Consider the following 15174-nt stretch of genomic DNA (forward strand, 5'->3'; position numbering starts at 1 on the left):
TCATGGAAAACCATTCCGCCACAGATTCTTTCTTTTCAGACCTCTATGAATCTTCCCACCAAGTGGTCTATGCCGGTTTCTGGCTCAGAGTAGCGGCCTATATCATTGATGCCATCGTGCTCATGATCCCTAATCTGGTGCTCCAGTTCATCTTCATTGGCAGCACCGTTTACAACCAAGAGGCCATTGCCGAAAACCCGTTTATCTTCTTCGCCAATATGGGCACGTATTTCTTCGCTTCCATGCTGCTTAACTTTCTGTACAAGGCTGGTATGGAAAGCTCTTCCTGGCAGGCAACGTTGGGCAAACGTGCCCTGGACTTGAAAGTAACCGATGAGCAGGGGCAGCGGCTCTCTTTCCTGCGGGCGTTAGGCCGTGCCTTTGCCTCCATCCTCTCTTCCCTGATCATGGGAATTGGGTATCTGATGGTAGCCTTCACGTCGCGGAAGCAGGCCCTGCATGATAAAATTGCCGGTACGCTGGTGACCAGAACCCGGTAAGGTGCCGCAACGTTTACCAGTTGCCCATTTTCTTTAAAGCTCCTGGGCCACTGGCTCAGGAGTTTTTCATTGTACACCAACCAGAAACAAGATGTCTATTCTAAAGGAATTCAAGGAGTTTGCCATGCGGGGCAATGTCATAGATTTGGCGGTGGGGGTAGTAATTGGCGCTTCCTTCGGGAAAATTGTCACCTCAGCGGTCAATGACCTCATCATGCCGCCGTTGGGCATTCTGGTAGGCGGCATGGACTTTAAAGACCTGAAGATAGTGCTGCGCCGAGACGTGATGGACGCCGAGGGCAAAGTGGCCGATGTCACGCTCAACTACGGCGCTTTTCTCCAGAACGTCCTGGATTTCATCATCATCGCCTTCGCCATCTTCCTGCTGGTGAAGCTCATGAACAGACTGAAGCGCAAGAAAGCCGAAGCCCCTTCCACCCCGCCCGCTCCCACCAAGGAGGAAGTATTGCTCACTGAGATACGAGATGCCATCCGTTCCCAGAAACCTGGCCTTTAAGCACAACTTTGCGTTTAGGGGCCGTTTTTCAGAAAACAGCCTTAAAACAGAAAAGCCACCTTTGCGGGTGGCTTTTCTGTTTTAAGGCTGTTTGGCACTCGCTCGCCTCTGGCGAGTGTGGCTTATGGGCGGCGTCCCGCCGCGTGAGAATTAAAACATAATACACGGCCAGAGGCCGAAGGTAGCTCACACTCGCCAGAGGCGAGCGAGATACATGTCTTAACTTCTCACGTATTAAACTTATGCTTCGGCTTTCTTGTCTTTGATGGCTAACTGTCCGCAGGCGGCGTCAATGTCTTTGCCGCGGCTGCGCCGAACGTTCACCTGCACGCCTCTGTCTGCCAGGTAACGCATGAACGGCTCCAGCCTATCGTCCTGCGACTTCTGGAACAACCCGCCTTCAATGGGGTTGTATTCAATGATGTTCACCTTGCACGGGATCAGTTTGGAGAACTGCAGCAGTTCTTTGGCGTCTTCCAGGTTGTCGTTGAAGTGGCTGAGCAAGATGTACTCGTAGGTCACTTTACGGCCAGTTTTCTGGTGGTAGTACACCAAGGCTTCCTTCAGAGCCTCCAGCGAGTTGGTCTCGTTGATGGGCATGATCTCGTTGCGCTTGGTGTCATTGGCGGCATGCAAGCTCAGGGCCAGATTGGCTTTGATGCCGTCATCGGCCATTTTCTTGATCATCTTGGCAATACCGGCGGTGCTTACCGTGATGCGGCGGGCCGCCATGTTGAGACCGTCTGGTGCTGTGATGCGCTCAATGCTCTTCATCACGTTGGCGTAGTTCAGGAGCGGCTCGCCCATGCCCATGTACACAATGTTGGTGAGGGCGCGGTTGTAGTTCTGCTCAGACTGTTCTTTGATACGCACCACCTGGTCATAGATCTCATCTGCGTTGAGGTTACGGATGCGGTCCATTTTGCCGGTGGCGCAGAAAGAGCACGTGAGCGAGCAACCTACCTGGCTACTCACGCAGGCGGTCATGCGCTTGGGGTGCGGAATGAGCACGCCCTCCACAATGTTGCCGTCGTACAGTCTAAAGGTAGATTTAATGGTATAGTCTTCGCTGAGCTGGCTGGTGTTCACCTCTACGCTGTTGATGGTGAAGTGACGCTCCAGTTTCTCGCGCAGCGGCAGACTGATGTTGTTCATCTCCGTGAACGAGGAAGCCGTCAGTTTCCAGATCCACTCGTAGACCTGCTTGGCACGAAACGGTTTTTCGCCGTTTTCCGTCATCCAGGCCTTCAGTTGGTCCAAAGACAGTTTCCGGATGTCCTGCCGGTTCAGAATCTCTATATCTGGGATCAAAGTGGTACTCATACCACAAAGGTACAAAATATCTTACGCTTTAGTTTCCAGACGGGCCAGTGCCTCCGGCGGAATTGTCTGGAGTTTGCGGGTGCTGTAGTCAAAGCAGAGCATGCCGGTTTTGGCGTGGGCTATTTCCTTGCCGTCTTGGTTGGCCAGGCGGTACACCAGATCAAACCCGTACTTATGGAACTCGGTGGGCTGTACCTGCACGGTGAGCACATCGCCGTAGAAGCCCTCGCCTTTGTAGACAATGCCCACGTCTGCCATGATCAATCCGGCCCCGCCGAAATCCATCTCCGTGTACCCGTGTTCTTTCAGGAACTGTACCCGGGCCTCGTGCAGCAAACTCAGCAGTGCGTCATTGCCCAGATGGCCGCCGTAGTTCAGGTCAGTGATTCTAATAGGCAGTTGGGTCTGGAAGGAGAAACTGGCGGGAAGGTCTATCTTGATGCGGGCCACTTTAGAATTAGGAATTAAGAATTGGGAATTAGGAATTTAAAGATAGACGATCTGCACGCACGGATTAGCGTTTAGGGGCTGTTTTTTGAAAAAGAGCTCCTAAACGCCTTGTTGCCGTTCCAAGGTAAGTACAGCCACCGCGAGGCTCAGAAAAATTGCCTATTTTGGCACCCTTTACCAACCCTTTTACCCGTGAACCTACCCGCCCTGCAGAAAGGAGATGCCGTTGGCATTGTTTGTTTAGCCCGAAAAGTAAGTCTGGAAGATATTCAGGACGGTGTTGCGCTGCTGGGGGCGTGGGGTCTGCGCGTGGTGGTGGGCCAGAGCGTGGGCGCGGAGGACGGTTATTTTGGGGGTTCTGATGCCGTCCGGAGGGCCGATTTTCAGCAGATGCTGGACAACCCCCAGATCAAAGCCATTTTCTCGGCCCGCGGCGGTTACGGCACCACCCGCATCTTAGACCAGCTAGATTTTACGCAGTTAGTGGCTAACCCCAAGTGGATCATCGGGTTCAGTGATGTCACGGCGCTGCTTTGCCATCTCCTGTCTCTGGGCCTGGAAAGTGTGCACGGCACCATGCCGCTGCTCATGGGCAAACCAGACACCGCGGAGGCCGATGAAACCCTGCGCCAGATTCTTTTCAGGGAGCCGCTTTTCTATTCCGTTCCAGCCCATCCGCTGAACCACCTGGGCACCGCCACCGGGCAGCTGGCGGGCGGCAACCTCATCCTGCTGAACAATATCACCGGCACCGCCTCAGACCTGGACTTTACTGGTAAACTGCTCTTCATAGAAGATGTGGGCGAGTACTACTACAACATAGACCGCGTGCTGGTGCACCTGCGTCGGCAGGGCCGACTGGAGAAACTGGCCGGTCTGGTGGTGGGGCAGTTCTCAGACATGAATGACACCGCCGTTCCGTTCGGGAAGGACGTGCCGCAGATAATTCTGGAACACTGCGGCGGCTACGGGTACCCCATCTGCTTTGATTTCCCGGTAGGCCACGTACCCCGGAACCTGGCCTTAACGGTAGGCCGCGAAGCTACATTACAGGTAACCGAAGCCGAAGTAACCTTACACTATGTGTAACTGCGTTTAGAGGCCGATTTTCCAAAAACAGCCCCTAAACGCATATTGCCCGCTGCAAAAAGCAAGAGCCGTTTTCCGGTTAATTCCCGAATAACGGCTCCTAAACGCGTTGTCTAAATGGCGCTATTTTTCCGTCATGACCACGTGCAGCACGGTCTGGCCCACGGCTTTCAGGGTGTTGCGGTCAATGATGTCCATGTTGTCTGAATGGCGGTGGTGGTACGGCCCGAAGAAACCGTCTGGGCTGGAAGGATCATAGGCAATGATATCGGCCATTCTGATGTTGGCGTTCTGGATCACGAAGGTGTGGTCATCGGTGATGCCGGGGCTGTCCTGGAACGGGAAGTAGTCTGAGTAGCCAATCTGGTTGGCGGTTTTCCAGATTTTCTCCACCACATCGCCGGCGTACACACGGCTAGTCTCCTCCCGCGCGAAACGAGCGCCCTTGGCTCCTACCATGTCCAGCAGAATACCGTACTGCGCCTGGTAACCGCTGGGCAGCAGGTTCTTACTCCAGTACTGCGAACCCAGGCCCCAGCTTTCAGGCGCATCCTGTCCGTAATCCTCGCCGTCAAACAGCAGTAAATCTACGCCCACATTGCCCTGTAGCGGGTTGGCCTGCAACTGACGTGCAATTTCCAGCAGAACGGCCACGCCGCTGGCGCCGTCATTGGCTCCGTCGGCGGGTTTGTCGGCGTTCACGGAGTCTTTGTCGGCCATGTGGCGGGTGTCCCAGTGAGCGGCCAGCAGAATCCGGTTGGTAGCCTTGGGGTTAAACTGCGCCATGATGTTGCGTAGGTTCAGGGTGGTGCCGGTATAGGCCTGGGCCGTGAACGGCTGCTCCAGTACGTTGGCGCCATACCCTTTCAATTTGGCCACCAGGTAATCGCCGCAGGCGCGGTGCGCCGGGGTATTGGGCACGCGTGGCCCGAAAGCCACCTGCCTGGCTACAAACTGGTATGCCGAGTCTGCGTTGAACGCCGGTACATTTACGGCGGCGGTTGCGGCGGGCTGTTCGGCGGTAGCCGTTTCTGTGTTGCCTTTTTTGTCGCAGGCGTAGAAGCCTGTGGTGAGCAGCAGACCCAGGGCCAGTGCTTTCATGTTATTCTTCATAAGCCCAGTCTATACCGGTTTTCATGTCTTTAATGACAATGCCCTGGCCTTTGAGCTGCGCCCTGATGGCGTCTACCTTGGCATAGTCTTTATTTTCTTTGGCTTCTTTGTAGAACCCTAGCACCACCTCCAGCAGCGTCTGGGCAGAAGCGGTTTGCTCTTCTTTGAGGCCCAGAATGTCAGTGACCAGGGTGCGGTAAGCGGCGCGCATCTGCTCAAAGGTTTCCGGCGAGATGGTTTCCAGCTTGAAGCCTCCGGTGTGCATGCTATTCACTTTCTTGAGCAGGTTGAACAGGGCGGCAATGGCTTTGGCGGTGTTCAGGTCGTCATTGAGAGGAACGAACAAATCTGCCGTTAATTTTCTGATCTCGTCCTCGGCTTTGGCGTCTACCGCTTCGGCCCCGGCCGGGTATTGCAGTTGGTTCAGGATTTTGAGCCCGTTCATCACCTTCAGGTAACCTTTGCGCGCGGCCTGCAAGCCTTCATTGCTGAAGTCTAAGGTGCTGCGGTAGTGGGCCTGCAAGATGAAGAAACGCACCGTCATGGGGCTGTAGGCCTGCTGCAGCACTTCATGGGAACCGGTAAAGAACTCGCCCAGCGTGATGAAGTTGCCCAACGATTTGCCCATCTTCTTGCCGTTGATGGTGATGAGGTTGTTGTGCACCCAGAAACGTGCCGCGTCTGAGTGGTTGTGGCTGGCCTGGCTCTGGGCAATCTCGCACTCGTGGTGCGGGAACATGAGGTCCAGTCCGCCGCCGTGGATGTCAAACTGCTGGCCCAGGTATTTGCGGCTCATGGCCGAGCACTCCAGGTGCCAGCCCGGGAAACCGTCACTCCAAGGCGAAGGCCACCGCATGATGTGCGTGGCCGAGGCTTTCTTCCACAGCGCGAAGTCCAGCGGCGAGCGTTTCTCTTCCTGCCCTTCCAACTCACGGGTGTTGGCCAGCAGGTCTTCAATGACCCTCCCAGACAACTTGCCGTAGCGGTGGTCTTTGTTATAGGCGGGCACGTCAAAGTACACCGATCCATTGGCTTCATACGCCAGCCCGTTGGCCAGAATCTCCTGGATCATCTCAATCTGCTCAATGATATGGCCCGAGGCGCGGGGCTCGATGTCTGGCGGCAGCACGTTGAGCCGCTCCATGTCACGGTGGAAGCTGTTGGTGTATTTCTCCACCACTTCCATGGGCTCCAGCTGGGCGGCTTTGGCCAGTTTCTGGATTTTGTCCTCGCCGTGGTCGGCGTCGTTCTGCAGGTGGCCTACGTCTGTGATGTTGCGCACGTAGCGCACTCTGTAGCCCAGGTGGTGCAGGTAGCGGCGCATGACGTCAAAGGTGATGTACGGGCGGGCGTGCCCCAGATGCGCATCGCCGTAAACGGTTGGTCCGCAGACGTAAAGCCCCACGAACGGGCTTTGCAGCGGCTCAAACTTTTCTTTGGTGCGGGTGAGGGTATTATATAGCGATAATGGGTGGTTCATGCGGCAAAATTATAAAACTAAATGGTACTTGTGGTACTGGTATAAGGTTCGGGTTGTTTTGGAGAGGCCTTTGTAGGATACCGCTCTCCTGGTTTGGCGCAGATTCTGGAAAAAGAGGCGCTAAACGCGATTTCTTTTTATCAGTCATGTTGAGACTGCCGAAGGATCTAACTTGGATGCTTGTGCACGCAGTACGCTGTTGCCATTGGCTTGACGGCTTTTCTATGGCTTCATGAGCGGTATTATTCCATAGTTTCCGCTATGCGCTCACGGCCGCGGGGCCCCGTCTTCCGCCCTCGCGCTGTGATTTCTCCCCGCCCGCCTCGCTGTCGCTCAGGGACGGTCGAACTCTAGGCGCTCAAACGAAAGACTGGAACAGGTGCGGGTAGTAAGAGCTGTTGGAGGTTGGTGACGGAAGCTCAGCAGGTGTAAACCCATCCCTACCCTTCCCAAGAGGGGATTTTTGGTTCTTTGCGCATGAGGCGGCACTGGAGGAAAGTGGCGCAGGAATAGGCGTAGCGGCGGCAGAAAACTTGCGGCATGAACTGACCTCCCAGGCGATTTCCTTTCTCGTGCAGATGACTCCCCTCCCGGGAGGGGCTGGGGTGGGTTCTTCCGTTTAGGGCCTCTTTTTCCCAAACTAAGCCAAAACTGAACTCAGGACTCTAGACTCAGGACTTGTTTCCAGTAGCGTGCGTTTAGCGCCTCTTTTTCCAAAAAAAGCCCCTAAACACAACACAAAGGTTTATGGGTTGGTGAGGACGTAGGTGGCTTCCAGGGGGAAATGGTCGGTGAAGCGGATCTGTTCCAGCACATCGAACCGGAGCAGTTGCAGGCGGCCGCTGAAGAACTGGTTGTCTATCCTAATAGGTAATTTACCATTATAGGTGAACCCGAAACCGTTGCCGCCTTCCTCAAACCCGTTCCTGAACCGGCGGCGCAGCTGCTGGTAGGTGTAGGAACTGGGCAGGTCGTTCAGGTCACCGCAGAGTAAAACGGGGTGGCTGCTGGCCTCCATGTGCTCCAAGAGGCGCGCCAGTTGGTGGCTGCGGGCAATAAAGCCGCCTTTCAAGCGGCGGGCAATGTTTCGGCCTTTGGTTTTGAGGCCTTCCTCGCTCTGCACGGCTTCCTCCACGTCTTTCTGCTCAATGGCCATAGACTCCAGGTGCATGTTGTAAACGCGCAGGGTGTCTTTGCTGGGCAATTTCACATCCACAAAAATGACCTGGTTCTTGGTGGGGATGTCAAACGTGACGTGGCCTTTGTTTACAATGGGGTAGCGGGAGAAAATAGCCAGGCCAAACTCGGCCCCAGACTTATTCACCAGGAACTTGTCTACGAACACTTCGCGGCCCTGGGCTTTGCCAATGCGCTTGCGGCTGTTGTATTTGGCTTTGGTGGGGTGGTGGTAGAACTCCTGCAAGCAGAGAATATCGGCGGGATGGTTGGCCACCCACTCCAGTTCCCGCTCGGGCAGGCCGGGGTCTTTGGCGTGCAGATGGGCATAGGCGTTGAACACCCGCACGTTGTAACTCAGCACGCTGATGCGCTGGTCCTGGGGTTCCGGTTGGGCGTCTGGGGTATTGAGGGTGAAATAGCGGGTATGCTGCCCCCAGAAAAGGAAGATCAGCAAGGCGGGCCAAAGCGCCCACAGCGGGCGCTGCCACAGCCACAGCACCAGCAGGAACCCATTGAGTACCAAGGCCCCGGGCAGCGACATGGCCACAAAACCGGCGGGCCAGAAAACGTGCGGCGGTAGGTACTGGCACGCCACCCCCAGCAGCAGCCACAGCGTAGACAATGACGTAAGAAAAGAAAGAATCTTCCGGAGCACAGGTAAAAAATTAAACGCGAAAGTAAACCTACGCAAAAAACCGCAAGCCGCTGCAAAAACGTAGGTTCTGGCGGTTTAGGGGGTCTTTTTCCGAAAACGGCCTCTAAACGGAACCTAAACATTCTGCCACGCTTTAAAATAGAGCATCCGCCTCACCGTTTTAAACTTGACCCAATGTGTCAGGTAATTGGAAATTATACCCTAATTTTACATCCTTAACACCTTATTAGTACTGCTATGTTGTTATCCAGCTTATTATTCATCGGCAACTTAGGGACCGGCGAAATTATTGCATTATTGGTGATCGTGCTGTTGCTGTTCGGAGCCAAGCGTATTCCAGACCTGGCCCGCGGCCTGGGCAAAGGTATCCGCGAGTTCAAAGACGCTACCAAAGAGATCAAGAACGACATTGAGAATGCCTCCAATGATGACCGGTATTCCAACAACCAAAACAGAAACTACCAGAACAACGGCGGCGGGTACTACAACCCTAACCCCAATGCGAACGGTGGGTACAACCAGCAACCTGGCTACAACCAACCAGGCAACGCTCCTTACCAGAATGAGCCCGCTGTGAACCCAAACAACCCTACAACCAACAACCCCAACGTTTAATACATGCGTTATACATCCCTTGACGCTATCCGCGAGGAGATAGGCCGGGGCTCGCTCTCCTGCCGCCAGCTGGTAGAGCATTATCTGCAGAACATTGCCGCCAAACGCCACCTAAACGCGTTTCTGGAAGTGTTTGAGGAAGAAGCCCTACGGCAAGCCGAAGAAGTGGATGCCAAACTCAAAGCCGGCACCGCCGGTAAATTGGCCGGAATGGTGATTGGCATCAAAGACGTGCTGGCCTATGAGGGCCACGCGCTGCAGGCTTCCAGCCAGATCCTGAACGGTTTCAAATCCCTTTACACGGCCACCGCGGTTCAGCGCCTCCTGGCCGAAGACGCGGTGATCATTGGCCGCCAGAACTGTGATGAGTTTGCCATGGGCGGCTCCAACGAGAACTCGGCCTTTGGCCCTTCCCTCAATGAGATAGACACTACCCGCGTGCCGGGTGGCTCCTCCGGCGGTTCGGCCGTGGCTGTGCAGGCAGACCTTTGCCTGGCCTCCATTGGCTCAGACACCGGTGGTTCTGTGCGCCAGCCCGCGGCTTACTGCGGCGTAGTGGGCATGAAACCTACCTACTCCCGCATCTCGCGCTACGGGCTAATTGCCTACGCTTCTTCCTTTGACCAGATTGGCGTGATCACGCAAAGCGTGGAAGACGCCGCCCTGCTACTGGAAGTAATGGCCGGCGCAGATGAGTTTGATGCCACCGTGAGCCAGCGCCCCGTTCCTGCCTACAGCCAGAACCTCACCTTTGACCGTCCGGCCCGCATTGGGTTCATCCGGGATTCCTTTGAGAGCCCCGGCCTGAACACTGAGGTGAAAGCCGCCGTGCAGGGCGTACTGGATGGCCTACAGGCCGATGGCCACACCGTGGAAGCCGTAGAGTTCCCTTTCCTGGACTACATTGTGCCTACCTACTACATCCTGACTACCGCAGAGGCCAGCTCCAACCTGGGCCGCTACGATGGCGTGAAGTACGGTTTCCGGAGCGAAAACGCCACCGACCTGGCCTCTATGTACAAAAAGACCCGCTCAGAGGGATTTGGGAAGGAAGTGCAGCGCCGCATCATGCTGGGGACCTTCGTGCTAAGCGCCGACTATTACGATGCTTACTACACCAAAGCCCAACAGGTACGCCGCCTCATCAAAGAGAAAACCGATGAGCTGTTAAGCCAATACGATTTCCTGGTTTTACCTACCACGCCTACCACCGCCTTTAAGATAGGCGAAAATACCAAAGACCCGCTGGCCATGTACCTGGAGGACATTTACACCGTTCAGGCAAACCTGGCAGGCATACCGGCTATTTCGTTACCAGTTGGGCAAGACTCTTCGGGGCTGCCCATTGGGGTGCAAGTGATGACTAAAGCGTTTGCCGAGGAGCAATTGTTTGCCTTCTCCAAACAACTGATGAACCATCAACCACAAATAACCGCCTAATGCGTACATCTACCCTTCTTACTAGCCTTGTACTTTCACTTGGTTTAGGTTCTGCCGTGCAGGCCCGCCAAACCACCGCGCTGGATTTTCCGGCCGTGCAAGTAAAAGACACTACCAAGGTACTCCCTGACACCGTAGAGTTCATACCGGTAGAAACCGATGAGCTCATCCAGGACCGCCTCAGCTGCCTGGAACAGGAGATTCCTTTGGAGTTCAACAAGCAGGTAAGAGGTTTGATAGACTATTTCACCATTAGGAACCGGAAATACACCCGCCGGGTACTGGAGCGCCAACCACTGTACTTCCCTATGTTCGAGAAGTACCTGGCCAAGCACAACATGCCAGATGAGCTCAAGTATTTAGCCGTGGTGGAGTCTGCGTTATTGCCAAAGGCGGTTTCGTCTGCCAAAGCCGTTGGTCTGTGGCAGTTCATGGACTTTACCGGCCGAGATTTCCGTTTGGTACAGAACCATTACCTGGATGAGCGCATGGACCCCGAGAAATCTACGGAGGCCGCGTGCAAATTCCTGAAACAGCTGTACCGCATGTTCGGGAGCTGGGAAATGGCCTTGGCGGCTTACAACTGCGGTCCGGGTAACGTAAGGAAAGCGATTGCGCGCTCCGGCGGCAAAAAAACCTTCTGGGGCATTTACCCTTATCTGCCTAAGGAAACCCGCGCCTACGTGCCTTCCTTCACGGCCTTGATTTATGCCATGAACCACGCGGCAGACCACAACATTAAACCGTTGAATCTGCAGTTGCCTATAGAGACAGACACTTTGCTGATCAACCAGTCAGTAGACTTGAAATTACTGGCCCTGCAGCTGAACCTGCCCGAAGACCAGCTTGTGAACCTGAACCCAGCGCTCAAGCTGAAGCATATTCCGGCCAACGCGGCAAACGTCGCGCTGCGCATTCCGGCCAATGCAAGACCGCTGCTGGAGGAAAACAGGCTGGCTATCCTGGATTCGGCCCGCTATAGAACTCCTGTACGCACAAGACAGCCACTGCCTGAGGTACCTGCCTCCATGCTAGCCAAAGCGGAAGCCGTAACACCGGACAGCACTTCAAAAAGGATGTACGTGGTACGCCGCGGCGATAATCTGTCTACCATTGCCAAAAAGCAGAACGTAACGGTAGAGCAGTTAAAAGCTTGGAATAAACTTTCCGGGAACAACTTGCTGGCGAACCAGAAGTTGGTAGTCTTCAAGCCAGAAACCAGGGAGCTCAAAGAGGCCACCCAGAAACTGTCTCCGGAGCCTCAACTGCTGGCCTCTGCAGAAGAAACCACCGTTTCTAAACATGCGGGTCCTAACGCAGAGAACACGCCTGCAGAAAATGCCGCCACTGCCACAGTGACCGCGAAGAAAGCAGTGGTGCAAAAAAACAAAGTTGAGAAACCGCAGACCATTCATCACGTGCAGCCCGGTGATACGCTCTGGAATATCTCCAAACGGTACAACAACGTGAGTGTGGAGCAGCTTAAAAAAGCGAACAAGCTGAAAGACGACGAGTTAAAACCCGGCATGAAGCTGATTGTAGGCTGATTATGGGAAATAAAGAGGGATAGCATCTCCGGCTCTGGCCTGAGATGCTATTTGCTTTTCAGGTAATTTAGGAAAAACGGCCGCTAAACGCACTTCATATTCGCCTTGGCGAAGTGGAAAAAACTTAACAATTTGAAATTATTTCCTGCTCAACAAGCTTTGCTATAGCAGGACTAAAATTTAGACCAACACACGAGAACAGAAGGACATGATTAAGATCAACAAGGAAGACGCACTGAATTATCATAGCCAAGGACAACCCGGCAAGATAGAAGTAGTGCCTACTAAAATGGTGAGCACCCAGATGGACTTAGCACTGGCCTACTCACCGGGCGTAGCAGAGCCTTGTAAAGAAATTGCCGCCAACAAAGAAGACGTTTATAAATACACGGCCAAAGGAAATCTGGTGGGGGTAATCTCCAACGGAACCGCCGTACTGGGCTTGGGCAACATTGGGCCAGAAGCCTCTAAACCCGTTATGGAAGGCAAAGGCGTTCTTTTCAAGAAGTTCGCGGGCATTGATGTGTTTGACATTGAGATAGACTCCACAGACCCGGAGGAGTTCATCAAGATTGTAAAATCGTTGGAGCCTACATTTGGCGGCATCAATCTGGAAGACATTAAAGCGCCGGAAAGCTTCAAGATTGAGAATGCATTGCGTGAGCAGATGAACATTCCGCTTATGCATGATGACCAGCACGGCACGGCCATCATTTCCAGCGCCGCCTTATTAAATGCCCTTGAGATAGTGGGCAAAGACATCTCTAAAATCCAGATGGTGGTGAACGGAGCCGGGGCTGCCGCCATTGCCTGCGCAAAACTATACCTGGCCCTGGGCGTGAACATTGACAACATTGTCATGTTTGACAAAGACGGCATCATCAACCCAGAGCGGAATGACCTGGATATCTACCGCGCCCAGTTTGTGACCACCCGTAAGATCACTACCCTGGCCGAAGCCATGGAAGGTGCCGATGTCTTCATTGGCTTGAGTGCCGGTAACGTACTGGCCCCAGAACTGGTGAAACTGATGGCGCCTGATCCTATCATCTTCGCGTTGGCCAACCCAGACCCCGAGATTGCCTATGAAACCGCTATGGCTACCCGTGAGGATTTGATCATGGCCACTGGCCGGTCTGACCATCCTAACCAGGTGAACAACGTTTTGGGCTTCCCTTACATTTTTAGGGGCGCATTGGACGTACGGGCCACGGAAATTAATGAAGAGATGAAACTGGCTGCCGTGTACTCGCTGGCAGAACTGGCCAAAGAAGGGGTGCCAGACATTGTACACAAAGCCTACGGCGATAATACCATCGCCTTCGGCCGCACCTATCTCATTCCTAAACCTCTGGACCCTCGCCTTATCACCACGGTAAGCCCGGCGGTAGCCAAGGCGGCGATGGAATCTGGCGTGGCGCGTCAGCCCATCCAGAACTGGGAGCGTTACCACCATGAGCTGCAGGCCCGTATTGGTATAGACCAGAAACTGATGAACCGCGTGATTACCCAAGCCCGTCAGAACCCCAAAACGGTGGTTTTCGCGGAGGCGGATAACTACAAGATCCTGAAAGCGGCGCAAACCGTGCTGGAGCAAAAACTGGCCTACCCTATCCTTTTAGGAGAGCGGGCCCGCATCCATGAATTGATTGCCGAGTTCAACATGGAGCTGGAAGGCTGCGTGATCATTGACCCCAGAGAGGAAGATGCCAAGTGCGAGAAATTCGCGCACCTGCTCTACGAGAAACGTAAGCGCAAAGGACTGTCTCTGTACGACTGCCGCAAACTGGTTAGGTACCGCAACTACTTTGGCTGCATGATGGTGGAAACCGGCGAAGCCGATGCGCTTATCTCTGGTCTTACCCGCGACTATTCTACTACTATTAAACCGGCGCTGCAAGTCATTGGCGTAGAAGAAGGCGTGAACAAAGTGGCTGGTATGTACATCATGCAAAACAAGAAAGAGCCGTACTTTTTCGCAGACACCACCGTAAACCTGCAGCCTACCGCCGAGGAACTGGTAGACATCATTGGGTTAACGGCCCGTTATGTGCGGTTCTTTGACCGGGAGCCCCGTGTAGCGGTGCTTTCGTACTCCAACTTTGGGTCTAGCTCTGGGCAGGTTCCCACCAAAACCCGTGAAGCCACCCGCCTAGCCAAACTCCGCTACCCAGACCTGCTCATTGACGGTGAAATGCAAGCCAACACAGCCTTGAACACAGATTTATTACGGGAACATTATCCGTTCAGTGAACTGGCAAATGAGGGCGCTAATACACTTGTCTTCCCAGGCTTGGCGGCAGGTAACATTGCCTATAAGCTTCTACAGGAAATGGGTGGCGCTGAGGCAATTGGCCCTATCTTGATGGGAATGCGCAAACCAGTGCATATTTTACAGTTAGGTTCTTCTGTGCGTGAAATCATCAACATGGTGGCTATTGCCGTGGTAGATGCCCAAACCAAGACTAAACTCTAACCAGTATAAGTACGTACTGCTGTATTTTCACGTCTGTAATGCAATAACATCCTTACAATTCTTATATTCCGTTTAGGGGCTGTTTTTCAAAAAACAGCCCCTAAACGGAAATAAAACTAAGATCTGATTTTACCCTTTACTCCGCTGGCTACATGATTGCTTATTTAGATGGCCGCCTGGCCCAGAAAGATCCCACGTTTGTGATCATTGACGTGGGAGGAGTAGGCTATGAACTTCGCATCTCGCTGAATACATTTACCCAATTACCTGAAGGAGAACGCTGCCGTCTTTACACGCACCAGCACATCAAAGAAGACGCCCACACTCTCTATGGATTTGCGACCCTAGCGGAGAAAAGCGCTTTCCTGCACCTTATATCTATTTCGGGTGTAGGGCCTAACACCGGCCTCATGATACTTTCCTCGCTTACGGTGCAGGAAGTTCAGCAAGCCATTGTGCGCGAAGACGTACGCACCATTCAGCAGGTGAAGGGCATTGGAGCCAAAACGGCACAGCGCATCATCCTGGAGCTGCGTGACAAGTTCAGAAAAGGTTTTGGAGCCGATACCGTAAGTGTCTCTTTTGGAGCGCACAATACCTCCAGAGAGGAGGCGTTATCTGCTTTGGTAACATTAGGCTTTGCGAAGAATGTAGCCGAGAAAACCTTAGATACTATTATCAAGCGGGAAGGCGCAGGCCTCACCGTGGAAGAAATGATCAAATTAGCTTTGAAGTCATCTTAAGCAACTTCTCCATTTTTTGTGTTTTATAAAAGAAAGCCTCACATTCT

The 15174-nt window shown here is 53.7% G+C and carries 13 protein-coding genes; 8 read left to right on the top strand and 5 right to left on the bottom strand.

What is annotated here, in order from left to right; genetic code table 11:
• Positions 1 to 2: 2 nt before the first annotated feature.
• Positions 3 to 500 carry an RDD family protein gene (locus EFA69_RS02290; protein WP_123131449.1) on the top strand — a complete coding sequence of 166 codons (498 nt, stop codon included), beginning with the start codon at positions 3 to 5 and terminating at the stop codon, positions 498 to 500.
• A gap of 91 nt (positions 501 to 591) precedes the next feature.
• A complete protein-coding gene (gene mscL, locus EFA69_RS02295; RefSeq protein WP_123131450.1) occupies positions 592 to 1017 on the top strand; it encodes a large-conductance mechanosensitive channel protein MscL in 426 nt (141 codons plus the stop codon).
• A 240-nt stretch (positions 1018 to 1257) separates the two neighbouring features.
• On the opposite strand, the gene rlmN is transcribed toward mscL, so the two are convergent.
• A complete protein-coding gene (gene rlmN / locus EFA69_RS02300) occupies positions 1258 to 2340 on the bottom strand; it encodes a 23S rRNA (adenine(2503)-C(2))-methyltransferase RlmN (protein WP_123131451.1) in 1083 nt (360 codons plus the stop codon).
• Positions 2341 to 2361: 21 nt separating this feature from the next.
• Positions 2362 to 2790 carry an acyl-CoA thioesterase gene (locus EFA69_RS02305; protein ID WP_123131452.1) on the bottom strand — a complete coding sequence of 143 codons (429 nt, stop codon included), beginning with the start codon at positions 2788 to 2790 and terminating at the stop codon, positions 2362 to 2364.
• A gap of 192 nt (positions 2791 to 2982) precedes the next feature.
• Here EFA69_RS02305 and EFA69_RS02310 point away from each other — a divergent pair, with 192 nt between their 5' ends.
• Entirely contained in the window at positions 2983 to 3879 is an 897-nt protein-coding gene (locus EFA69_RS02310) for a S66 peptidase family protein (RefSeq protein ID WP_123131503.1), read from the top strand.
• Between the two features lie 123 nt (positions 3880 to 4002).
• Here the strand turns inward: EFA69_RS02310 and EFA69_RS02315 are convergent, their stop codons facing one another.
• The 3 genes from EFA69_RS02315 to EFA69_RS02330 all read right to left on the bottom strand — a co-directional run bounded on the left by EFA69_RS02315 (position 4003) and on the right by EFA69_RS02330 (position 8306).
• Positions 4003 to 4992, bottom strand: coding sequence for a M28 family peptidase (locus tag EFA69_RS02315; protein ID WP_123131453.1), 990 nt, complete (start codon positions 4990 to 4992; stop codon positions 4003 to 4005).
• Positions 4982 to 6472 carry a cysteine--tRNA ligase gene (gene cysS / locus EFA69_RS02320; protein ID WP_123131454.1) on the bottom strand — a complete coding sequence of 497 codons (1491 nt, stop codon included), beginning with the start codon at positions 6470 to 6472 and terminating at the stop codon, positions 4982 to 4984. Before cysS ends, EFA69_RS02315 begins: the two co-directional genes overlap by 11 nt.
• A 745-nt stretch (positions 6473 to 7217) precedes the next feature.
• A complete protein-coding gene (locus tag EFA69_RS02330; protein ID WP_148041230.1) occupies positions 7218 to 8306 on the bottom strand; it encodes an endonuclease/exonuclease/phosphatase family protein in 1089 nt (362 codons plus the stop codon).
• Between the two features lie 237 nt (positions 8307 to 8543).
• Here EFA69_RS02330 and EFA69_RS20640 point away from each other — a divergent pair, with 237 nt between their 5' ends.
• The 5 genes from EFA69_RS20640 (at position 8544) to ruvA (ending at position 15127) form a co-directional block, all read left to right on the top strand.
• Positions 8544 to 8921 carry a Sec-independent protein translocase subunit TatA/TatB gene (locus EFA69_RS20640; RefSeq protein ID WP_123131457.1) on the top strand — a complete coding sequence of 126 codons (378 nt, stop codon included), beginning with the start codon at positions 8544 to 8546 and terminating at the stop codon, positions 8919 to 8921.
• A 3-nt stretch (positions 8922 to 8924) separates the two neighbouring features.
• On the top strand, positions 8925 to 10361 hold the full coding sequence (gene gatA / locus EFA69_RS02340) for an Asp-tRNA(Asn)/Glu-tRNA(Gln) amidotransferase subunit GatA (protein ID WP_123131458.1): 1437 nt from the start codon (positions 8925 to 8927) through the stop codon (positions 10359 to 10361).
• A complete protein-coding gene (locus EFA69_RS02345) occupies positions 10361 to 11908 on the top strand; it encodes a lytic transglycosylase domain-containing protein (protein ID WP_123131459.1) in 1548 nt (515 codons plus the stop codon). The genes gatA and EFA69_RS02345 overlap by 1 nt, the downstream gene beginning before the upstream one ends.
• 208 nt (positions 11909 to 12116) lie before the next feature.
• Positions 12117 to 14384, top strand: coding sequence for an NADP-dependent malic enzyme (locus tag EFA69_RS02350; RefSeq protein ID WP_183906658.1), 2268 nt, complete (start codon positions 12117 to 12119; stop codon positions 14382 to 14384).
• 152 nt (positions 14385 to 14536) lie between these two features.
• Entirely contained in the window at positions 14537 to 15127 is a 591-nt protein-coding gene (gene ruvA / locus EFA69_RS02355) for a Holliday junction branch migration protein RuvA (protein ID WP_123131460.1), read from the top strand.
• Positions 15128 to 15174 lie beyond the last annotated feature (47 nt).

It is taken from the genome of Rufibacter immobilis (assembly GCF_003721565.1).
In the GTDB taxonomy this organism is placed as follows: domain Bacteria; phylum Bacteroidota; class Bacteroidia; order Cytophagales; family Hymenobacteraceae; genus Nibribacter; species Nibribacter immobilis.

Coding starts and splice junctions, on each gene's coding strand:
- EFA69_RS20640 (WP_123131457.1), top strand. CDS start 8,544: ATGTTGTTATCCAGCTTATTATTCATCGGCAACTTAGGGACCGGCGAA.
- mscL (WP_123131450.1), top strand. CDS start 592: ATGTCTATTCTAAAGGAATTCAAGGAGTTTGCCATGCGGGGCAATGTC.
- cysS (WP_123131454.1), bottom strand. CDS start 6,472: ATGAACCACCCATTATCGCTATATAATACCCTCACCCGCACCAAAGAA.
- EFA69_RS02290 (WP_123131449.1), top strand. CDS start 3: ATGGAAAACCATTCCGCCACAGATTCTTTCTTTTCAGACCTCTATGAA.
- EFA69_RS02345 (WP_123131459.1), top strand. CDS start 10,361: ATGCGTACATCTACCCTTCTTACTAGCCTTGTACTTTCACTTGGTTTA.
- EFA69_RS02350 (WP_183906658.1), top strand. CDS start 12,117: ATGATTAAGATCAACAAGGAAGACGCACTGAATTATCATAGCCAAGGA.
- ruvA (WP_123131460.1), top strand. CDS start 14,537: ATGATTGCTTATTTAGATGGCCGCCTGGCCCAGAAAGATCCCACGTTT.
- EFA69_RS02315 (WP_123131453.1), bottom strand. CDS start 4,992: ATGAAGAATAACATGAAAGCACTGGCCCTGGGTCTGCTGCTCACCACA.
- gatA (WP_123131458.1), top strand. CDS start 8,925: ATGCGTTATACATCCCTTGACGCTATCCGCGAGGAGATAGGCCGGGGC.
- rlmN (WP_123131451.1), bottom strand. CDS start 2,340: ATGAGTACCACTTTGATCCCAGATATAGAGATTCTGAACCGGCAGGAC.